The organism is Serratia sp. YWN4 (assembly GCF_055790845.1).
In genome coordinates this window covers 2,608,706-2,629,094 of the sequence record NZ_CM147696.1, presented here as the reverse complement: position 1 = coordinate 2,629,094, position 20,389 = coordinate 2,608,706, and the positions used below count along the sequence as shown (strand labels likewise).

23 protein-coding genes are annotated in these 20,389 nt (G+C 53.2%); 13 read left to right on the top strand and 10 right to left on the bottom strand.

Annotated features, from left to right (window positions below; genetic code table 11):
• Positions 1–32 precede the first annotated feature (32 nt).
• From ACX9GT_RS12555 to gstA, 3 genes are all read left to right on the top strand, one after another.
• Positions 33–296 (top strand): YjbD family protein, encoded by a 264-nt coding sequence (locus ACX9GT_RS12555; protein WP_473191359.1) that lies wholly within the window; start codon positions 33–35, stop codon positions 294–296.
• A 356-nt stretch (positions 297–652) separates the two neighbouring features.
• Positions 653–1,522: a 4-hydroxy-tetrahydrodipicolinate synthase gene (gene dapA / locus ACX9GT_RS12550; protein WP_473191358.1), complete on the top strand. Its 870-nt coding sequence runs from the start codon at positions 653–655 to the stop codon at positions 1,520–1,522.
• 109 nt (positions 1,523–1,631) lie between these two features.
• Positions 1,632–2,237, top strand: a complete 606-nt coding sequence (gene gstA / locus ACX9GT_RS12545) for a glutathione transferase GstA (RefSeq protein WP_473191357.1) — start codon at positions 1,632–1,634, stop codon at positions 2,235–2,237.
• Between the two features lie 210 nt (positions 2,238–2,447).
• Here the strand turns inward: gstA and pdxY are convergent, their stop codons facing one another.
• The 5 genes from pdxY to anmK form a co-directional block, all read right to left on the bottom strand.
• On the bottom strand, positions 2,448–3,308 hold the full coding sequence (gene pdxY, locus ACX9GT_RS12540; RefSeq protein ID WP_473191356.1) for a pyridoxal kinase PdxY: 861 nt from the start codon (positions 3,306–3,308) through the stop codon (positions 2,448–2,450).
• Between the two features lie 96 nt (positions 3,309–3,404).
• A complete protein-coding gene (gene tyrS, locus ACX9GT_RS12535) occupies positions 3,405–4,679 on the bottom strand; it encodes a tyrosine--tRNA ligase (protein WP_473191355.1) in 1,275 nt (424 codons plus the stop codon).
• 141 nt (positions 4,680–4,820) lie between these two features.
• The gene (gene pdxH, locus ACX9GT_RS12530) at positions 4,821–5,474 is read right to left on the bottom strand and encodes a pyridoxamine 5'-phosphate oxidase (RefSeq protein WP_473191575.1); all 654 of its coding nucleotides are present in this window, start codon (positions 5,472–5,474) and stop codon (positions 4,821–4,823) included.
• 64 nt (positions 5,475–5,538) lie between these two features.
• A complete protein-coding gene (locus tag ACX9GT_RS12525; protein WP_473191354.1) occupies positions 5,539–5,838 on the bottom strand; it encodes an MliC family protein in 300 nt (99 codons plus the stop codon).
• A gap of 45 nt (positions 5,839–5,883) precedes the next feature.
• Entirely contained in the window at positions 5,884–7,005 is a 1,122-nt protein-coding gene (gene anmK / locus ACX9GT_RS12520) for an anhydro-N-acetylmuramic acid kinase (protein ID WP_473191353.1), read from the bottom strand.
• A 358-nt stretch (positions 7,006–7,363) separates the two neighbouring features.
• On the opposite strand from anmK, the gene ACX9GT_RS12515 reads away from it, so the two are divergent.
• On the top strand, positions 7,364–7,828 hold the full coding sequence (locus ACX9GT_RS12515; RefSeq protein WP_473191352.1) for an outer membrane lipoprotein: 465 nt from the start codon (positions 7,364–7,366) through the stop codon (positions 7,826–7,828).
• A 96-nt stretch (positions 7,829–7,924) separates the two neighbouring features.
• On the opposite strand, the gene slyA is transcribed toward ACX9GT_RS12515, so the two are convergent.
• A complete protein-coding gene (gene slyA, locus ACX9GT_RS12510; protein WP_473191351.1) occupies positions 7,925–8,356 on the bottom strand; it encodes a transcriptional regulator SlyA in 432 nt (143 codons plus the stop codon).
• A gap of 180 nt (positions 8,357–8,536) precedes the next feature.
• On the opposite strand from slyA, the gene ACX9GT_RS12505 reads away from it, so the two are divergent.
• Genes ACX9GT_RS12505 through ACX9GT_RS12495 form a run of 3 tightly spaced genes read left to right on the top strand, consistent with a single transcriptional unit; the run spans position 8,537 to position 11,686 of the window.
• Positions 8,537–8,773: a DUF1656 domain-containing protein gene (locus ACX9GT_RS12505; protein ID WP_473191350.1), complete on the top strand. Its 237-nt coding sequence runs from the start codon at positions 8,537–8,539 to the stop codon at positions 8,771–8,773.
• 3 nt (positions 8,774–8,776) lie between these two features.
• Positions 8,777–9,649: an efflux RND transporter periplasmic adaptor subunit gene (locus tag ACX9GT_RS12500; RefSeq protein ID WP_473191349.1), complete on the top strand. Its 873-nt coding sequence runs from the start codon at positions 8,777–8,779 to the stop codon at positions 9,647–9,649.
• Between the two features lie 3 nt (positions 9,650–9,652).
• Complete coding sequence (locus ACX9GT_RS12495; RefSeq protein ID WP_473191348.1) at positions 9,653–11,686, top strand: FUSC family protein; 2,034 nt, start codon at positions 9,653–9,655, stop codon at positions 11,684–11,686.
• A 14-nt stretch (positions 11,687–11,700) separates the two neighbouring features.
• On the opposite strand, the gene sodC is transcribed toward ACX9GT_RS12495, so the two are convergent.
• The 4 genes from sodC to ACX9GT_RS12475 form a co-directional block, all read right to left on the bottom strand.
• A complete protein-coding gene (gene sodC, locus ACX9GT_RS12490) occupies positions 11,701–12,222 on the bottom strand; it encodes a superoxide dismutase [Cu-Zn] SodC (RefSeq protein WP_473191347.1) in 522 nt (173 codons plus the stop codon).
• Positions 12,223–12,367: 145 nt separating this feature from the next.
• On the bottom strand, positions 12,368–13,264 hold the full coding sequence (locus ACX9GT_RS12485; protein WP_473191346.1) for an aldo/keto reductase: 897 nt from the start codon (positions 13,262–13,264) through the stop codon (positions 12,368–12,370).
• A gap of 99 nt (positions 13,265–13,363) precedes the next feature.
• Positions 13,364–13,603, bottom strand: a complete 240-nt coding sequence (locus tag ACX9GT_RS12480; protein WP_459398594.1) for a DUF1289 domain-containing protein — start codon at positions 13,601–13,603, stop codon at positions 13,364–13,366.
• Between the two features lie 41 nt (positions 13,604–13,644).
• Entirely contained in the window at positions 13,645–14,574 is a 930-nt protein-coding gene (locus ACX9GT_RS12475) for a LysR substrate-binding domain-containing protein (protein WP_473191345.1), read from the bottom strand.
• Positions 14,575–14,712: 138 nt separating this feature from the next.
• On the opposite strand from ACX9GT_RS12475, the gene ACX9GT_RS12470 reads away from it, so the two are divergent.
• The 6 genes from ACX9GT_RS12470 (at position 14,713) to rnt (ending at position 20,345) form a co-directional block, all read left to right on the top strand.
• On the top strand, positions 14,713–15,354 hold the full coding sequence (locus ACX9GT_RS12470) for an NAD(P)-dependent oxidoreductase (RefSeq protein WP_473191344.1): 642 nt from the start codon (positions 14,713–14,715) through the stop codon (positions 15,352–15,354).
• 112 nt (positions 15,355–15,466) lie between these two features.
• On the top strand, positions 15,467–17,116 hold the full coding sequence (eptA, locus tag ACX9GT_RS12465; RefSeq protein WP_473191343.1) for a phosphoethanolamine transferase EptA: 1,650 nt from the start codon (positions 15,467–15,469) through the stop codon (positions 17,114–17,116).
• Positions 17,117–17,226: 110 nt separating this feature from the next.
• Entirely contained in the window at positions 17,227–17,832 is a 606-nt protein-coding gene (locus tag ACX9GT_RS12460; RefSeq protein WP_473191342.1) for a TetR/AcrR family transcriptional regulator, read from the top strand.
• An 84-nt stretch (positions 17,833–17,916) separates the two neighbouring features.
• The gene (nemA, locus tag ACX9GT_RS12455; protein WP_473191341.1) at positions 17,917–19,014 is read left to right on the top strand and encodes an N-ethylmaleimide reductase; all 1,098 of its coding nucleotides are present in this window, start codon (positions 17,917–17,919) and stop codon (positions 19,012–19,014) included.
• Between the two features lie 173 nt (positions 19,015–19,187).
• The gene (gene gloA / locus ACX9GT_RS12450; RefSeq protein WP_473191340.1) at positions 19,188–19,595 is read left to right on the top strand and encodes a lactoylglutathione lyase; all 408 of its coding nucleotides are present in this window, start codon (positions 19,188–19,190) and stop codon (positions 19,593–19,595) included.
• Positions 19,596–19,664: 69 nt separating this feature from the next.
• Complete coding sequence (gene rnt / locus ACX9GT_RS12445; RefSeq protein ID WP_473191339.1) at positions 19,665–20,345, top strand: ribonuclease T; 681 nt, start codon at positions 19,665–19,667, stop codon at positions 20,343–20,345.
• Positions 20,346–20,389: the final 44 nt, after the last annotated feature.

Genomic DNA, 20,389 nt, shown 5'->3' with positions numbered 1-20,389 from the left:
TGAAAGTCAACTTCACAAGACAGGTGACGATAATGAAGAAACTGACGCTGAAAGACATGACGGAAAGCGAACAACGTGAAGTAAAAACCGAACTGGACAGAGCACGAAAAAACCACGGTCGTCCGTTGACCAACGCCGAACAGAACAAAGTAAAAGACGAGGCCATTGAACGCATCATGGCCGCACGTGAAAAAATTGCCAAAGCCACCCGGGCAGAGCGCAAAGCCAATCGCGTGCAACCCACGAGCGCGACGTTTAGCTGGACAGCCTCCATCAGCACCCGCCCACATCGTTGAACAAGATCCCCGCTCCGGCGGGGTTTTACTGATTAGCCAAACTCATCAGCACCCTACGATTATGAATAACCATGTTATCAACCTGTTATAAATTGACAGTCTAATGAGAAATACTCATCATCGTCCCACCCCCTATTTTTACGAGATCGCCATGACCCACGTAGCTCAACAGATCGCATCGCAATTCTCAGCGTTGAGCGTTGGCGGGTTCATCGCGGTTAAATCGAAGAAACAGTCGCTCATTTGACCGGGGCGTACTGTCCCGTCAGATGAGCTGACAGGGCGGTGTGCAACGCGTTCCCTCTCTTGTTCCCTCTCATCTGGCTTCTCTGTCGGTCACGCAGAAGGAATGTTATATGGCTTCATTTTCCGGCATTTGGGTTGCGCTGGTGACTCCGTTCAAAGATAACAACGTCGATTTACCCGCGCTGAAAAAACTGGCGCAGCACCTGATCGCCTCTGGCATCTCTGGGTTGGTGGTGTGCGGTTCTACCGGTGAGGCAGCAGCCCTGAGTAAAGAGGAACAACTGGCCGTGCTGGATACCGTATTAGACGTGGTGCCAGCCAACCAGGTAGTGATGGGGCTTTCAGGTAATAATCTGGTCAATACGTTGCAAATGCAGCAGGCTATTCAGCAGCGTGATATTGCTGGTGTGCTGATTCCGGCACCTTATTATATTCGCCCATCACAGGCTGGCCTGGTCGAGTATTTTACTCGTCTTGCCGATGCCTCCTGCGTTCCGGTGATCCTCTACAACGTGCCTTATCGCACCGGCGTTGGATGTGAACTGGAAACCCTGCGCCAGCTTGCCCATCACCCGCAAATCAAGGCTATTAAGGACTGCGGAGGTAATCCTGATGCGACGATGACGCTGATTAACGACGGTGAAATTGACGTGCTGACCGGCGAGGACAATCTGATCCTAACCACGCTGTGCCTGGGTGGCAGTGGAGCCATCTGCGCGTCGGCCCATATTTACCCGGAGCGTTTTGTTGAGTTGGTGAAGCAAGTGGCACAAGGCGATCTGGCAGCAGCACGCAGCAACTTTTATACATTGCTGCCGATGATCCAGCAAATGTTTAGCTTCCCTAGCCCGGCACCGGTGAAGGCCGCGTTGGCCCAGCAGGGTTTCATTCACAACGAATTGCGCTCACCGATGCAAACCGCACCTCAATCCTTGCAACGGCAGATCGCGTGCACGTTGGAACACCTACAGTGGGAATAATCGCCGCAGTAATTAAATTTTCTTGGCAAAAGCGCTGTAATTTTAGTGCCAGAGAACTAGGATGAGAGGTTAGACATGCCTGTCACTCGTCACTATCAAGGAGTTTTCGATGAAATTGTTCTATAAAGCTGGCGCCTGTTCCTTATCACCGCACATCATTCTGCGCGAAGCCGGGTTAGACTTTACGGCAGAAAAAGTCGATTTGGCACAGAAGAAAACGGAAAGCGGTGCCGACTATCTGGCAATCAATCCAAAGGGGCAAGTCCCGGCATTGGTGCTTGACGACGGAAGCCTGCTGACCGAAGGCGTCGCCATTGTGCAATATCTGGCAGATCGTGTACCGGATCGTAATCTGATCCCAGCAGCAGGAACGCTTTCCCGCTACCATGCGATCGAATGGCTGAACTACGTGGCAACCGAGCTGCACAAAGGTTTCAGCCCGCTGTTTAACCCGCAAACACCGGACGAATACAAAGTCATGGTACGGGCAAAGCTGGAGAGTCAGTTCAGCTATCTGGATTCGGTGCTAGAGAAGCAGCATTATCTGCTGGGTAACCGCTTCAGCGTGGCGGATGCTTATCTGTTTACCGTTCTGGGTTGGGCATTCCATATGCAGTTCGACCTGAAAAAGCACCCTCATCTTGCAGCCTATTATGAACGTGTCGCGGCTCGCCCTGCGGTAGAAGCCACGTTACGTGCTGAAGGCCTGAAGTAATCATTCATCCCCCGGCCTTGCCGTAATACTTGTCAGTTAAGGCTAACCAGTTCCCTCTCCCTCGGGGAGAGGGTTAGGGTGAGGGGAAGATCACTGAACTAAAGCCCCTCTCCCACAGGGAGAGGGAGGCCACACCTTTAGCACCTGCTGCATAATTATGCAGCTTTGCGCTTAACTGACCGGCATTACGGCCTTGCCGGGGGATTTTCACTACAGCTTTACCGCCTTAAAGCTGCAATCCGGCGTGACGATACGATCCTGCGCCGCTACGACCTGTAATTCGTACTCACCCATGGCCTGCGTTATCAGCATCACTTCATAGACTGCCGCAGTGACGTGCTCCAGCGCTTTATCCAACGCCACCCCTTGCAGCAGATTCACCAGTAACAAACCGCTGGTCAGATCGCCCACGCCTACCGGCTGACGCGCACCAAAATCCACCAACGGGCGGCTGATATGCCAGGCTTCATCGGCTGTCACCAGTAACATTTCAAAACAGTCGGTGTGGTAACCGGCGCGGCTAAGGTGTTTCACCAACACCACTTTCGGGCCTTTGGCTATCAGTTCACGGGCAGCATTCACCGCCTGCTCCACGCTGCTAATCTCCTGCCCACTCAGCAGTTCCAGCTCCAGCAGGTTTGGTGCCACCATGTCGCTGCACGAAAGCGCCTGTTGGCACAGAAACTCGGCAACGCCCGGGGCCACAATACAGCCCTTTTCCGGGTGCCCCATGACCGGATCGCAAAAATACCAGGCATCGGGATTGGCTTGTTTTACCTGCCGTACAATCTCCAGAATGTGGCTGCCCTGTTCCGGTGAACCGATATAGCCACTCAGCACCGCATCACACTCTTTCAGCTTATCAATGGCAGCAATACCCTGCGCAATTTCGGTCAGATGGCTGGCTGGCATCACACAACCGGTCCACTGGCCGTATTGCGTGTGATTGGAAAACTGCACGGTGTTCAACGGCCAGACGTTGACTCCCATCCGGCGCATAGGAAACTCTGCTGCGCTGTTACCTGCGTGCCCGAACACTACATGCGATTGTATAGAAAGAATATTTTTCATCAAAACGACCTGACCCTAGACACCACCACAGGAGCAACTGCCCCTGAACCCGTCAAAATAAAGGGGCCTTGAAGGCCCCTTGGTACTTATAGCGTATTACTTCCAATCAACCAGGCAGTAGTGTTTTTTACCGCGACGCAGCAGCGTGTAGCGGCCAAACAGGCGATCGGCCTCGGTGAACTGGTATTCTGGATTGGATTGTTTCTCACCGTTGATGGTCACCGCATTGGAGCCGATCATGGTACGAGCCTGCCCGCGCGACGGCACCAGCTCCGCATTCACCAGCGCCTGCTGTAGATCGGCATCGCTTTCCAGTTTGATGGTCGGCATGCCATCCTGTGCCAATTGCGCAAAGTCTGCCTCGGTCATTTCGTGCAGCGCACCGGAGAACAGGCTCTGGGTAATGCGCTTCGCCGCCGCCAGCCCTTCAGCACCATGTACCATTCCGGTCACTTCTTCCGCCAGCACGTACTGGGCGCGCGGTGCCTTGCCGCTGTTCTTGTCTTCTTCTTCCAGTGCGTTGATCTCTTCCAGGCTCAGGAAGGTGAAGAATTTCAGGAAACGATAAACGTCAGCATCCGCAGTGTTGATCCAGAACTGGTAGAACTTGTACGGGCTGGTTTTTTCCGGTGCCAGCCAGATTGCGCCACCTTCGGTTTTACCGAATTTGGTACCATCTGACTTGGTGATCAGAGGAACCGTCAGGCCAAACACCTGTTTCTGATGCATGCGGCGGGTCAGATCGATCCCCGAGGTGATGTTACCCCACTGGTCAGAACCACCAATCTGCAATTCCACCTGATGGCGCTTGTACAGTTCGGCAAAGTCAAAACCCTGTAGCAGGTTATAAGAGAACTCGGTGAAGGAGATACCTGAATCATCGCGGTTCAAGCGCTGTTTCACCGCTTCCTTGTTGATCATCTGGTTAACCGAGAAATGTTTACCGATATCACGCAGGAAGGCCAGCACGTTCATGCCGCCGAACCAGTCATAGTTGTTCGCCGCGATCGCGCTGTTGCTGCCGCAATCAAAATCGAGGAAAGGGGAAACCTGTCTACGGATTTTTTCGACCCATTCGTTGACCGTTTCCGTGGTATTCAGCTTGCGTTCAGCGGCTTTAAAGCTGGGGTCGCCGATCATACCGGTGGCGCCACCGACCAGCGCGACCGGCTTGTGCCCGGCCAGTTGGAAACGCTTCAGGCACAGCAGAGGCACCAGATGGCCCAAATGCAAGCTATCAGCGGTGGGATCAAAGCCGCAATACAGGGCGATTGGCCCTTGCGCCAGCCGCTCTGCTAACGCTTCCTTGTCCGTCACCTGGGCTATCAGGCCCCGCTCTTGCAGTTGTTGAATCAGGTTGATGCTAGCCATCAATTTCTCCATGTATAAACGAATGCACCTTTGCCGGTACACGGCCTTCGCCCGTTGGCGAAAATAGCAAAATTCGGGGTAGCGCATAGAATAAAGCGCCAGCGGCATCAGTGCCAGCGCTTAAGGGGGATTTTCCGTCTGTCAGGGTGCCAGTCGGTCAATTTTCCAGTCATTTCCGTCCCGCTGATACAGAAAGCGGTCATGGAGACGGTGTTCGCCGCCCTGCCAGAATTCGACAGAGTCAAATTTGACGCGAAAACCGCCCCAGAAACTGGGTAATGGCACTTCGCCCTGCTGGAATTTTTGCTTCAACTCGAGGAATTTGCTTTCCAATACGCCACGCGCGGAAATGCGTGATGACTGCTGTGAAACCCAGGCACCAATCTGGCTGTCTTTGGGGCGGCTGCTGAAATATTTCATCACCTCCAGCGTCGACAAACGCTCGGCCTGGCCGAGAAAGATCACTTGCCGATCGAGCATATGCCACGGGAACAGCAGGCTGATGTGCGGGTTTTTCGCCAGTTGCTGCGCCTTGCGGCTCCCCAGGTTGGTATAGAACACCAAGCCTTTATCGTCGACATGTTTGAGCAGCACGATGCGCTGAAAAGGTTGGCCCTGCTCATCCACCGTGGCGACACACATGGCGGTAGGATCGGCCAGACGCGCCTCACAGGCCTGTTTCAACCAGCGTTCGAACAGCTCAAGAGGATCCGCGGTCAGATCGCTACGGCGCAGGCCACCACGCGTGTATTCGCGGCGCAGGTCCGCAACATCAAACTCATTATTATCAGTCATCTGGGATATCAACCCACCGGTGAATTCGTCGTTACATTCTGCGCCTGCGGCACCAGAATCACAATCAGTCTGACGCCAGCACGCAGTCATTCATGATCACTTTACCGTTGCGTTCGACCACGGCATTTGGCCCTTTCGACCAGAAAGTGTATTTGCCGTCGCTGTATTGGGCACCAGATACCCGCTTCAATTTCAACTGTTCGCCATCCAGCAGAAAGCTGGCGGTGCTTTCTTCATCGTTCAGCGCCACGGTCAGCGGTGTGGTGCCGCATTGATAATGCAACGTCTGACTCTTCTTCTGTGGTGCCATATGGCTACAGCCCGCCAACAGCAGAACCACAGCGGCAATAAGGATTTTTTTCACGGTGTTACTCCTTGGGATCTTCAACCTGTGCTCATCCTAACAAAGCTACTGGTGCCCCAATGGCAAAATCGGATAAATCCCACCCAACAGCGTTTCGCAACGGGCTCCGGTCACCGAAGGCAGATTGCCGGGCTGCCCGGAAAGCGTTCTGAAAGCCAGCCAGGCAAAGGCCAGCGCTTCCATCGCGTCGCCGCTGACGCCGAAGCTGTCGGTAGAGGCAACCTCAATACCTGGCAACAGGGCAGACATCCTCGCCATCAGCAATGGATTGCGCGCACCACCGCCACACACCAGTAACCGCTCACAGCCGCCCGCCAGCAACACCTGCTCGCAGATGCTGGTCGCCGTCAGTTCCACCAGCGTTGCCATCACGTCCACCGGGCTGACGCCTGGCATCGTAATCAGTTGCTGCTCCAGCCAGCTGATGTTGAAGTATTCCCGCCCGGTGCTTTTTGGTGCAGGCAAAGCAAAATAAGGATCGGCCAGCATCTGCTGCAACAGTGGCAGGCAAACGTGCCCTTCCAGCGCCCAGAGGCCGCCTTGATCATAAGGTTGCGCACGATGCCGCCATACCCAGGCATCCATCAGCATATTACCCGGCCCGGTATCAAAGCCGCGCACCGGAGCCCCAGGCAACAGCAACGAAAGATTGGCGATGCCACCAATATTCAGCACCATGCGCCGCTCCAGAGGGTGTGCCAGCAGCGCCTGATGAAACGCCGGAACCAATGGCGCACCCTGCCCGCCATAGGCCATATCCCGCCGCCGGAAATCCCCCACGGTAGTGATATTGGTCAGCGCGGCCACGCGGTTGTTGTCACCCAGTTGCATGGAAAAGCGCATTTCGCCTTCCGGCTCATGCCATACCGTCTGCCCATGGCAGCCAATGGCGGTGATTTCCCGCGCCGGTATACCGGCTTGCTTCAGCAGGCCCAGCACCGCTTCGCCAAACAGAGTACCCAGTTGCGCATCCAACCGGCCGACGGCCGAAAGCGTGGTCTGCTGCCCCTGGCACATCCCCAGAATATCTTTCTTCAGTTGAATCGGCATCGGGTGGCTGTAACTGGCCTGCTGAGCCACCATGCGTTCGTCAATGGCGGCAAGAACCACATCAACACCATCCAGACTGGTACCCGACATAACACCGATATAGCGGCCTGACTTCATAGCAATATCCTTTTACCTTTACGAGGCTGAAACCTTCTACCTCATTAAATAAACCAGAGTTACACCATTAACGCCATGAATTATGATGCATTTGCTACACACTGTGAACGACGCGCTGATTTTATCCTGACAACGGACAACATCATAAGCGCAACAAAAAATTACGCTTATTTTTCCCCTGCTCTGTTATAAAGCTAAACCACCGTTTATTATTGGTTGAACAGAGAAAAGTTAAGCTGCATGCAGTGGCGAATCATGGTGATAGCGCGCGCGTTCAGCCATACTTGTTGAAACATTTTCATTAAGCCTGATTTGGGCAGGTTTTCCAGATCGGGGTTACTAACCGCAGGAGTTTTATATGATCAAGCGTTTTCTCGTCGTTGCTCTCGCCGGAATCACGCTGGCGGGATGTGCAGACCCTACAACGTCCGGTGATGTTTATTCAGCCTCTCAGGCCAAGCAAGTACAGACCGTCACCTTCGGTACCTTAGTCTCTGTACGCCCGGTACAAATTCAGGGCAGTGAAAATGCAAACACGTTCGGCGCTATCGGTGGTGCTGTGCTAGGCGGCCTGTTGGGTAATGCCGTTGGCGGAGGTACTGGCCGCACGCTGGCCACAGCAGCAGGCGCGGTAGCCGGTGGCGTGGTAGGTAACAGCGTAGGGAGTGTTGCTGCCCGTAGTAATGGTGTCGAATTGGAAATCAGAACCGATAACAAAGAAAACATCGTTGTGGTCCAGAGAACGGGCTCCACTCAATTCAGCCCAGGCCAACGTGTCCGTATGGCACAAAACGGTAGCACCGTGACCGTTTCCCCACTGTAATTGCGGAATATTTTCCTGAACGTAAAACCGGAGGCACTGGCCCTCCGGTTTTAGTATTGATGCTGTGAAAAACGTTCAAAGAAGTCGCTGAATTTATTATTTTTCTTGCAGCTCAATGATGTTTTGTTCAAGTTTGTCAATCAAGGTTACCAAAAGCTTTACTTCATCTGCCGAGATACCGCTGAGTATTTCACCTCTTGTCAAGGTAATCACACTATCCACTTCCCGGATAATCGGCTCTGCGGCCTCAGTCAGCTTGATACGTTTTGCACGTCGGTCATTTGCACAGGTATGACGGGTAATCAGCCCCTTTTCTTCCAGTTGATCCAGCGTTCGAACCAAAGACGGTTGTTCAATACCGATCGCTTTTGCGAGTTGGATCTGCGATTGCTCAGGCGGTAACCGATTGATATTGTGCAAGGTCACCCAATGTGTTTGAGTCAGTTCCAGCGGCTTGAGCCGATGGTCGATAAGCGCACGCCAGACACGAACCAATCGTGCTAAATCTGAACCTAATGTTGACTCCACTTCCCCCTCCTTATAATTAGCATGCTAATATTACACCCCAGAGTGTAGACTATTTTGGGTAAGTCATATTAAAAACACAAATGTATATAATCGATATTGTAAAAATAGCCACTCAATTTATCAGTTATTGGCTATCCTCTAGGCAAATATTTATCCTATTCACTCATAGGGATTGTTAATGTGAATGCATCCTGGCTCCCTGCTACATCGCCCCTACCCGATTTGGTGCTCGATGCCTCGCTTTATTTCCCCCCGATATTTAAAGCATTTCTGCTCGGGTTGGTATTTTGGCTGCTGGTTCACCACCTGTTGCGGGACTGGCTCTATTCTGGCGAAATCTGGCACCCTATGTTGATGGATCTGTCCATTTTCGTCATTGCCATCAGTGGTTCTCTGTGGATATTAGCGAGTTGGTAACTCATGAAGCATAAGACATTAAAATATTTTTCGACGGTTATTATCTGTGCCATTGCCCTTTGCGCTGGCTGTTGGCTATGGAATTACTACATGCAATCCCCCTGGACGCGTGATGGGAAAGTGCGCGCCGAGCTGGTTAATATCACCCCTGAGGTTTCTGGCCGGTTAGAAAAAATCAATGTTCATGATAATCAGTTCATCGCCGCGGGAAGCCTGATCTTCAGCATCGATCCTGTCCCTTATCAACTCGCCTTGGACAACGCCGAAGCCGCGCTGGCAAAAGCACAGTCGGACCTGGCCAAGGCCGATCACGAGGCCGCGCGTCGCCGTAATCTGCCGCATAACGTTATTTCCTCTGAGGATTTGGATGAATCTAACTTAGCCGCTGAGGCCATGAAAGCCGCGTATAAAGCTGCGCAGGCCAACCTGGAACAGGCCAAATGGAATTTAAGCAAAACCAGAATTTATGCACCGACCGACGGCTATATCACCAATCTACAGGCACGCGTTGGTAACTACGCCACCGCAGGCACTCCGCTGGTGGCGCTAGTGGATATTCACTCATTCTATGTGCTCGGTTATTTTGAAGAAACCAAGCTGCGGCATATCAAAGAAGGCCGCAGGGCGGATATTGTTTTATATAACGGCAATATTCCCCTGCAAGGTAAAGTAGAGAGCATTGGCCGGGCGATTTACGATCAGAATATTGAAAATAACAATAATAACAACAGCTTGTTAGTTGACGTCAAACCCAACGTACCTTGGGTACGTCTGGCTCAACGGGTGCCGGTGCGGATAAAACTGCTCAATGTCCCAGACGATGTCACTTTGGTGGCGGGCACCACCTGTACTATTTCGATCCACACCCGGGATTGATCGGTGAATCTGCCTTTTTTTGTATGGAGCCGCACGCCTTGGGGCAAGGCCACCGGTGGGCAATGGCGTTATGCGTTGCGTAATTCGCTGGCCATGTGTCTGGCGCTGTGGATCGCCTTTGTTTTGCAGCTCGACGAACCTTATTGGGCCCTGACCTCTGCCGCCGTGGTCAGTTTCCCTACGGTGGGTGGCGTCATCAGCAAGAGTATCGGGCGGATTTTTGGCAGCCTGATGGGAGCAATGGCGTCGTTGATGATTGCCGGTCATTGTCTGAACGATCCTTGGCTGTTCACGCTGTCGATTGCCACTTGGCTGGGGTTTTGCACCTACATTTCCAACCACTACCAGAACAACGTTTCCTACGCCTTTGCGCTGGCCGGATATACCGCAGCGATCATCGCCTTCAGCACGGTTGACGTTACCGATACGCTGGAAATTTTTGACATCGCCCAAGCGCGAGTCTGTGAGGTGATCACCGGTATTTTGTGCGGTGGCTTGATGATGATGATCCTGCCCAGCACCTCGGATGGCGAAGCCCTGCTGATCTCGCTGCGGCGGATGCATTTACGGCTGTTGGAACATGCCGCCATGCTGTGGCAACCGGAAATCAGCCTGCGGATGCGCACTTCGCACGAAGGGGTGATTGGCCAGATCCTGACGATGAATGTCTTGCGCATCCAGGCCTTCTGGAGCCATTACCGGCTGCGCAGGCAGAACAATATCCTCAACTATATGCTGCATCAGCAGTTGCGCATTACCAGCGTGATTTCCAGCCTGCGGCGCATGTTGCTGAACTGGCCGGATCAGCCAGCCAATCTGGCAGCGGTGCTGGAGCAACTCCTGAAAGAACTGCACAATCCCGACACCGATAAATACCGTTTGGCGCATATCCTGCAACTTATTGCCCCACAAGATCCGGCCGATTATCGTCACCGTGCATTTTTCCTGCGCTTGCGGCATTTCTGCTGGCTTTATCTGCGTTGCAGCCGCTGGTTACAACGGTTGGAAAGTGCGACACCGGCCAGTGAGATCAAGCCACCGCGCGTCACCGCGCTGGCTCGCCATACCGACAGCTATGAAGCCGCCTATAACGGATTGCGTACCTTTCTGTGTATTCTGATCGGTTGTGCTTTCTGGATCAGCACTCAATGGGACTCTGGCAGTTCGGCTCTGACCATGACCGCTATCAGCTGTGTACTCTACTCATCCACGCCTTCACCGACCAAATCCGTCGCCAATCTGCTGAAAGCCGTTTCCCTGCTTTTCGTTTTTTGCTTTTTGATCAAATTCGGCCTGATGATTCAGATCGACGATTTCTGGCAATTATGCGCCTTCCTGTTCCCGGTGCTGGTGACAATGCAGATGATGAAACTACAGCATCCCCCTTACGCACCGCTGTGGGGCCAGTTGATCGTGTTTATGGGATCGTTTCTCGCCGTCACCAATCCCCCCAGCTACGACTACCAATTGTTTATGAACGATAGCATCAGCAAGATTGTCGGGGTATTGCTGGCCGGGTTGGCATTCCAGATCCTGCGCCCCAGTTCAGACAAACGTAAAAGTCGACGTATTATTCGCGCATTGCGCCGTGATTTTATCGATCAGTTAAGTCGCAAGCCTCAGCAAAACGAGAGTCAGTTTGAGTCCCGAATCTATCACCGTATCAGTCAGTTGAATCAAAGCCAGGATCAAGAAGCCCGCACTTGGCTGCTCCGTTGGGGCGTGGTGCTACTGAACTGTAGCCACATCGTTTGGCAACTGCGCGAATGGCAAACCCGTTCGGACCCGCTTTCTGCCGTACGTGACGTCTGCATTCATTGTTTGAAAGGCATTATGACGGAAAAAGGGGTACACCACAGTTCACTGGACGCTACGCTACAAGAGCTGCAACGCATGAGTAACGTGCTGGCGCATCACCCGGAACAGGCCGCGCGCGATTTGGCAGGGTTGATTTGGCGGTTATATTGCTCGCTGCAACAGCTAAAGCAGGCGATCTCACCGCCAGAGGCAACAATAGTTGCGCCCGCGACATCTTAACGCGGGCGACCTACTTACTTAATTACACCACAGGCAAACCGATCGCCTCCGCCACCCAACGGCTTCGGATGGTCTGAATGGTTATCACCGCCTGCGTGAACCATCAGGGCTTTACCCTCGATTTCACTGATTTTCTTCAGGCGTGGTGCCAAGACCTGATCGCTAGCCATGCCATCATTCGTTACATAGATGGCGGGCAGATCGCCCAGATGCCCATCGGCGTAAGGCCCGAGGTGTTTACCGGTCTTTTGTGGGTCAAAATGGCCCCCCGCCGCCAAAGCAGCCACCGCTTTACCCTCTTTCATCCCCGGTTCACAACTGCCCTTTTCGTGCACATGAAAACCATGTACTCCACCCGGCAACGCCTTAAGCTGCGGCGTAAACAACAGGCCGTAAGGTGTTTCACTGATAGTGACTTTGCCAATGTCCTGACCAATTCCCTGGGCAGTCACCAGATTCATTTCAACATCAACCGTAGCAGCTTGTGCAACACCACAGGCCATCAGGCCCAAGGCCGCATACCAATAACGTTTCATCAATCAACCTCCATGCGATAGTTGTAACAGAGCCCTCAGTATAGAGGGTATATGAAATTATTCAATTTCCTTAAAATTCAAACAACTAAGGATGAGCACTGAAACTTGACCGAGCAACGCTGCATTGCCCGGCTAATAAAAAAGCTTATGGTACGTCGTAACCCAAGGCTGCTTTGCGGATACGGAACCACTGCTGGCGGTTCATTTCCAACTCGCATGCCTTAATGGCTGAACGCACGCGCTCGATTTTGCCAGAGCCGATAATCGGCAATGGCGTAGAGGGTAAGCGCATGATCCAGGCATAAACCACCTGTTCAATGGTTTCAGCGCCAATTTCCTGTGCCACGGATTGCAGTTCATCACGCAGCGGTTGGAATTCTGCATCGCTGAACAGGCGGCCACCGCCCAGGCAAGACCAGGCCATTGGCTTGATGCGCAGTTGCTGGCTCTGATCCAAGGTTCCATCCAGGCTCGCCGGTTGATGAATAGGCGAGATTTCCACCTGATTGGTCACCAGCGAGAACGGCAGGCGCGACTGCAACAGCGTAAACTGCGCCGGGGTAAAGTTGGAAACACCGAAATGGCGCACCTTGCCCGCTTTATGCAGTGCGACAAAGGCTTCAGCCACTTCGTCAGCATTCATCAACGGATCGGGGCGATGGATCAACAGCAAGTCCAGATAGTCGGTATGCAGATGGGTCAACGACTGTTCAGCACTGTGGACAATATGCTCGCGATCGGTAATGTAATGTCCTATCGGGTTACCCGGTTTGGCGGTGGTGGCGATACCGCACTTTGAGACCAGTTCCATTCCTTGGCGCAGCGAAGGTTTCAGCTTCATCGCTTCGCCAAACGCGTGCTCACAGGCATAACCGCCATAAATATCGGCATGATCGGCCGTCGTCACGCCCAACTCAAGATGCTGTTCAATAAACGTCAGCAGTTGCTGAGGGGACATCCCCCATTCCATTAGACGCCAATAGCCACAAATCATCTGTGAAAATTCAGGCCCCTGCGGCGCAAGCGTAATACGATTCATCATCTTTAAAACTCCATAAGATTATTTTGCGCCAGCATACACAAGCGCCCATAAGGTAGGAAGCCGCAAAACGGCGTTAACCTGCGTCAGATCGGGAAATAACTAAAAAAGCGAAGGCTGTTCCGGCGGAATTTCATCAGAGGGTTTACTGACGCGCTGCATACGCAGATAACGTTGGCGGCATAAGCGCAAAACATCACGTTTTTGCGCGTCGTTCATTTGCATCCAGCCAAAACGCTCCTCGCGGCTGCGCAGGCAGCCACGGCAGAAACCGCGCTCATCCGTCTGGCAAATGCCACGGCACGGACTGGGGATGTCAAAAAACTCAAGTTGCTGCGCCACACGACCCTCCTGCGTTTAGGCAGTGTTCCACACGGCCTTACCTAATTGAAGACGTCATCAGCGCCGATGGCAAGTGGCTTTTCACCATGACGACGAAAATAGTCACGCAGATAATGCAGCGCCTGACGGGTTTTCTCCGGCAGCACTCGTTCTAGGGTTAAAGCATGCAGGCGAAATGGCGCAGGTCGCCACTCCGGCAACAGAGCAATCAATTCACCTCGACGCAATTCATCGCCGATCTCGTAGAGCGGCTGACCGGAAATCCCCAACCCTATACGGGTAAAAGCGCGCATCACATTCATGCTGCCGCTGACAATCTGCCCGGTGGCCAACCGTAGCTTGAAATTTTCACCGGACTGATGATGTAAATCGAGCTGAAAACCCTGGCTACTGCCGGTGATCCAGCGGTGCTGAACCAGATCCTGCGGTGTTTCGGGTACGCCATGCTGACTCAGATAACGAGGTGCCGCGCACAGTACCATCGGCCACGCACTCAGGTGATGAGCAATCAAACTGGTATCTGCCAGTTGCAAATTCACCCGCAGCGAGATATCTACGCGTTGCTCAATCATATCCACCACCTGATCGTCCGCCAGAATACGCAGCGTCAGTTTAGGGTGCGCCAGCAACAGCGGCGCCAGCGCTTCTGCCAATGGCCCACCGCCGATACCGACGGTAGTGGCAATGCGCAGTTCCCCCACCAGCGTATCCCGTAGCTCCGCAAGCCGCTGTTCTGCACGCTGCGCCTCCTGCAACATGGCTTCGCAGCCTGGATAGAAGGCCGCTCCGGCCTCCGTCAGCGCCAGACGGCGAGTTGAACGGTGCAGCAAGGGCACGCCAAGCGCCTTTTCCAACGAACGCATATGCTGGCTGATGGCCGAAGGCGTCATCCCCAATCTACGAGCCGCTCCGGCAAAAGAACCCTCTGCCACCACGGTGGCAAATACCGCCATTCGATTGAGTTTATCCATTATTATGAAGTTTTACTTAATCAAGAAAGCACAAATATGACACTAATCAGCTCCATTGTTAAGTATTACAGTATCTCCAACGCGCCGAAGCCGAATGGTTCGGCAAACACACTAAATCGTATTGATAGGAGATATCAGATGAAAGTCGTCATTATTGGAGCAACCGGTTTTGTTGGCCGCCGCGTGGTGGATGAAGCTCTGGCCCGTGGCTTACAGGTTAAGGCTATCGCCCGCCAGAAAAAGGATCTGCCCGATCATGCTAATCTGACCGTCGCCCTGGGCGATGTGGCCGACACCGAATGGCTGACAAAGCAATTAACCGCTCAGGATGCCGCGATCAGCACTTACAACCCCGGTTGGGCAGAAGATAATCTCTATGAGAAAACCGCCAAAGGCGCGCAACAGATCCTGAATGCGCTGCAAAAAGCCGGGGTGAAACGCCTGCTGTTTGTTGGCGGTGCTGGCAGCCTGGAAGTGGCTCCGGGTGTTGAACTGGTTGATACCCCGCAATTCCCAGAAAGCATCCGCCCAGGCGCTCAGGCGGTACGCGATTTGCGCAATAAGTTGAAAAATGAAACCCAACTGGATTGGACCTATCTTTCCCCTGCCGCCTTGCTGGAACCGGGCAAACGCACCGGGCAATTCCGCCTGGGAACCACCCAACTGCTGATGAATGGCCAGGTTCCGGCCAGTATTTCTGTGGAAGATCTGGCCGTCGCCATCCTCGACGAAATTGAAAAACCGCAATTCATCCAGGCACAGTTTACTGCCGCCTATTGATAAGCGAGCGACTGCTGCTTCTGCCCTGTAGCGCGCTGAATCTCTAAGGTTATCTTAAGTTTCATCTGGTAGATTTCAGCGCATTACACAATGGCAGGATTCAGATTTGGCAATGCAGTTACGTCGATTACTACAGTGCAATAGCTTGGGGTTTATCCTTTCCAGCGCACTCTTTTTTACCCTATTTCACAACGCGTTATTTCTCTATACCGCCTGGTCGTATATCAACTTCGATAGCGTCCATAGCGTCATTTTTGCTGCCACTATGCCGGTGGTGATTTTTTGTGCGCTAAATATCATTTTTAGCGTGCTGACAATACCGCTCCTGCGCAAACCACTGATTATCCTTCTGCTGCTCGGCAGTGCGGCTACCAATTACTTTATGTTCAGTTACGGTACCGTGATCGACGGAAATATGATGCAGAGCGCCTTCGAGACCAACTCGCAGGAAGCCGCCGCTTTGTTGACGCCACGTATGGGGCTGTGGGTACTGCTGCTGGGTATTCTTCCTTCGGTGGCGGTCTGTTGGGTGCAAATCCATAAAACTCGCCCCTGGTGGTACATGCTTGGCTTGCGTGCTGCAAACGTCATGCTTTCTGTTGTGGTGATCTTGCTGGTCGCAGCCTTGTTTTACAAGGATTATGCCTCGCTGATCCGCAACAATAAGAGCGTGGTGAAAATGCTCACGCCTTCCAACTTTGTTGCTGGCACGATCAAATTTGCCGAACATCGCTATTTCAGCCGCAATCTGCCGCTAGTCAAGATTGGCGAGGATGCCCAGCTAGGCCCGACCATCCTTAGCCAAGAAAAAAAGACGCTGGTGATCCTGGTGGTGGGCGAAACCGCGCGGGCGGAAAATTTCTCGCTTGGTGGTTACCCACGCGAAACCAATCCGCGCCTGAAACAGGACAACGTGGTGTATTTCAGGAATGCCAGCTCTTGCGGTACCGAAACGGCAATCTCCGTCCCTTGTATGTTCTCCAACATGCCGCGCAGCGATTACGATGCCAAATTAGCCGCTCATCAAGAAGGCCTAATGGATGTTCTGGCTCATGCTGGAGTCAACATGCTGTGGCGTGACAATGATGGCGGCTGCAAAGGTGCCTGCGACCGTATCCCGCATATCGACATGACCAAATTGCAGTTACCGCAGTACTGTGAGGGTGATGTCTGTATGGACAATGTGCTGCTGCACCAACTGGATGACTACATCAACGGTCTGAAAGGCAACGGCGTTATCGTGCTGCACCAGATGGGCAGCCATGGGCCAGCGTACTATCGCCGCAGCACGCCTGAATTCCGCCAATTTACACCGACCTGCGACAGCAACCAGATCCAGGACTGTACGCACGCGCAATTGGTGAACACCTACGACAATTCGTTGCTGTACACCGACGCCATGCTGGATAACACCATCAAGCTGTTGCAGCAACACGGTGACAAATTCAATACGGCAATGGTTTACCTTTCTGACCATGGCGAGTCGCTGGGGGAAAACGGTATTTACCTGCACGGCACGCCTTATCTCTTTGCGCCTTCTCAGCAAACCCACGTGCCTTTCCTGATGTGGATGTCGGCAGAGTATGAACGCAATTTTGCTATCGACCGCCAATGCCTGAATAGCCTGGCTGAAGACAATGAGGTTTCGCAGGACAACCTGTTCCACACCCTGTTGGGTATGCTCAACGTGCAGACACATGAATATCAGCCCCATCAGGATATTCTGCAAAACTGCCGCAGGCACGCCCAAGGCAAGGCTTAACTTTTACGCTCTCCTAAGGCACAATAAGCACAAACTCAAGCCGGTATTACTCACCGGCTTTTTATTTCTCTTGACCTTAGACCAATCGGTCTATTACGCTCAGCCTCATTATGACAATACCTGTGCATTGCAACGTGGATACACGTGAACATCTGCTCGTTACTGGCGAAACCCTCAGCCTGCGCCTCGGCTTTGCCGGTATGGGCCTGAGCCAATTGCTTGCGACGGCTGGCGTGCCTAAAGGCTCGTTCTACCACTATTTTCGCTCGAAGGAAGCTTTTGGCGAAGCGATGCTGCAACGCTATTTTGAACACTATGATGCTGATATGCAGACGTTGTTTGGCGACGTCAAACGCGATGCACGCCATCAGTTATTAAGTTATTACGCACAAGCCATCAGCCATCACTGCCTCAGCGAATGCCATAACGCCTGCTTGGCGGTGAAACTTTCTGCCGAGGTCAGCGATCTGTCGGAACCGATGCGTCATGCGCTGGAAACCGGCACCGCGCGCATTGTTGGTCATCTGCAAGAGGCGCTTGAGCGAGGGATACGTGAAGGTTCGCTGGTCATCGCCATGAGCCCATCGGCAACGGCGGAAACGCTCTACTCGTTATGGCTGGGAGCTTCGCTACGCGCCAAAATCCGCCGTTCGGTGGCACCACTGACCAGCGCGCTGGAAACTATCGAATTACTGTTGCGCCCTGCGCAGCCTTAGTCCCTGTGATTTACCCTGAAAGTGCCATTGCTGAAATACGTTTTAACACCAACTAGTCGACCGGTCTATTAAATAGGATGCATTATGAAGATTGAAAAGTTGTTCTCCCCCCTGAAAGTTGGCTCTGCAACACTGCCCAATCGTGTATTCATGGCCCCGCTGACTCGTTTACGCAGCATTGAACCCGGTGATATTCCAACCCCATTGATGGCGGAACACTATGCACAGCGCGCCAGTTCCGGCCTGATCGTTACCGAAGCGACACAGATTTCTTTCCAGGCGAAGGGTTATGCCGGTGCTCCAGGGTTGCACACCCCAGAGCAGATTGCCGCATGGAAAAAAATCACTCAGGCCGTTCATGAGAAGAAAGGGCATATCGCCGTGCAACTTTGGCACGTTGGCCGCATTTCTCACAACAGCCTGCAACCGGGCCAGCAAGCACCGGTCGCCCCTTCCGCAATCAATGCCGAAACCCGCACCACGGTACGTGATGAAACCGGTGCCTGGGTACGTGTACCAACCTCCACCCCGCGCGCACTGGAAACCGCAGAAATCGCCGGGATCGTCAACGATTTCCGCCAGGCAGCCGCCAATTCACGTGAAGCGGGTTTCGATTACATTGAATTACACGCTGCGCACGGCTACCTGCTGCACCAGTTCATGTCTCCGGCCTCTAACCAGCGTACCGATCGGTATGGTGGCAGTATTGAAAATCGTACCCGCCTGACGTTGGAAGTGGTCGATGCCAGCATCGCCGAAATTGGTGCCGACCGCGTTGGTATCCGTATTTCACCGCTTGGCCCATTCAATGGTCTGGATAACGGTGAAGATCAGGAAGAAGCGGCGCTGTATCTGATCGAAGAACTGAATAAACGTGGCATCGCCTATCTGCACATCTCTGAACCCGACTGGGCCGGTGGCAAGCCTTATTCAGCCGCATTCCGTGATGCCATTCGCGCGCATTTCAGCGGGGTGATTGTGGGTGCGGGTGCCTACACTGCTGAGAAAGCCGAAGAGCTGATCGAGAAGGGCTTCATTGATGCCGTTGCCTTTGGCCGCAGCTATATCGCCAACCCGGATCTGTTGGAACGCTTCAAGCAGAAAGCGCCGCTGAATGAACCTCATGCTGACACCTTCTACGGTGGTGGCGCAGCGGGTTATACCGACTATCCGACCCTGTAAGTGATGTTTATCTGATCCCCAGCCGACCCAAAGTCGGCTGAATTTATTAGTGACAATGTCACGCAAACCCCTTATACACCAGATGCGTTGAATTGCCTTATATGACAAGGCTATACTGACCTCCGCTTCAATCTACCTGCCGCTCACTGCGGCACATCCAATCAGAGGAAATTATGCGCCTACTCCATACCATGATCCGTGTCGGTGATCTGCAACGCTCCATCGATTTCTATACCAAGGTATTAGGCATGCGCCTGCTGCGCACCAGCGAGAACACCGAGTACAAATACTCGCTGGCGTTCGTTGGCTATACCGATGAAAGCGAAGGTTCCGTGATTGAACTCACCTATAACTGGGGCGTTGACAGCTACGAGCTGGGTTCTGCATTTGGCCACCTGGCGCTGGGCGTCGATAATGTGGCGGCCACCTGCGATAACATTCGCCATGCTGGCGGCAACGTGACCCGTGAAGCAGGCCCGGTCAAAGGCGGCACCTCGATTATCGCCTTCGTTGAAGATCCCGATGGTTACAAGATCGAACTGATCGAGAACAAACATGCTGGCCAAGGCCTCGGCAACTGACGTTTCCCCAGGGCGCAGTACAGCGCCCTTCTTTTATCTCCGCTGCATCAAGGCAAGAAATTTGTCATAATGCCCGCTGTATTCGATGAAGATAAGAAACTGATGGCCGAAAAAAGTGATCTTAACGCCCTGAGTGGCCGTTTTCGTGGGTTTTATCCCGTTGTTATTGATGTAGAAACCGCAGGTTTTCATGCCAAGACCGATGCGCTGCTGGAAATTGCCGCCGTCACGCTGAAAATGGATGGCAACGGCTGGTTACAGCAGGATGAAACCCTGCATTTTCACGTAGAACCCTTTGAAGGGGCTAATCTGCAACCCGAAGCGCTGGCCTTCAACGGTATCGATCCGCATAACCCACTGCGCGGTGCGGTGAGTGAGCATGATGCGCTGCACGCCATTTTCAAAGCCGTGCGCAAAGGCATCAAAGATCAGGGGTGTAACCGAGCGATTATCGTGGCGCACAATGCCAACTTTGATCACAGCTTCCTGATGGCGGCCGCTGAGCGAGCCAGCCTGAAACGCAATCCATTTCATCCGTTTGCCACCTTCGATACCGCCGCATTAAGCGGGTTGGTTCTGGGCCAGACCGTGTTGGCCAAAGCCTGCATCGCCGCCGGTATGCCATTCGACAGCAGCCAGGCGCATTCTGCCCTGTACGATACCGAACAAACCGCTCTGCTGTTTTGTGAGTTGGTGAATCGTTGGAAACGTCTTGGCGGTTGGCCGCTCGGCAACAACCACGCTGAGTAAACGCCATAAACAACTCGGGCGGCACCTGTAACAGGTGCCGCCCG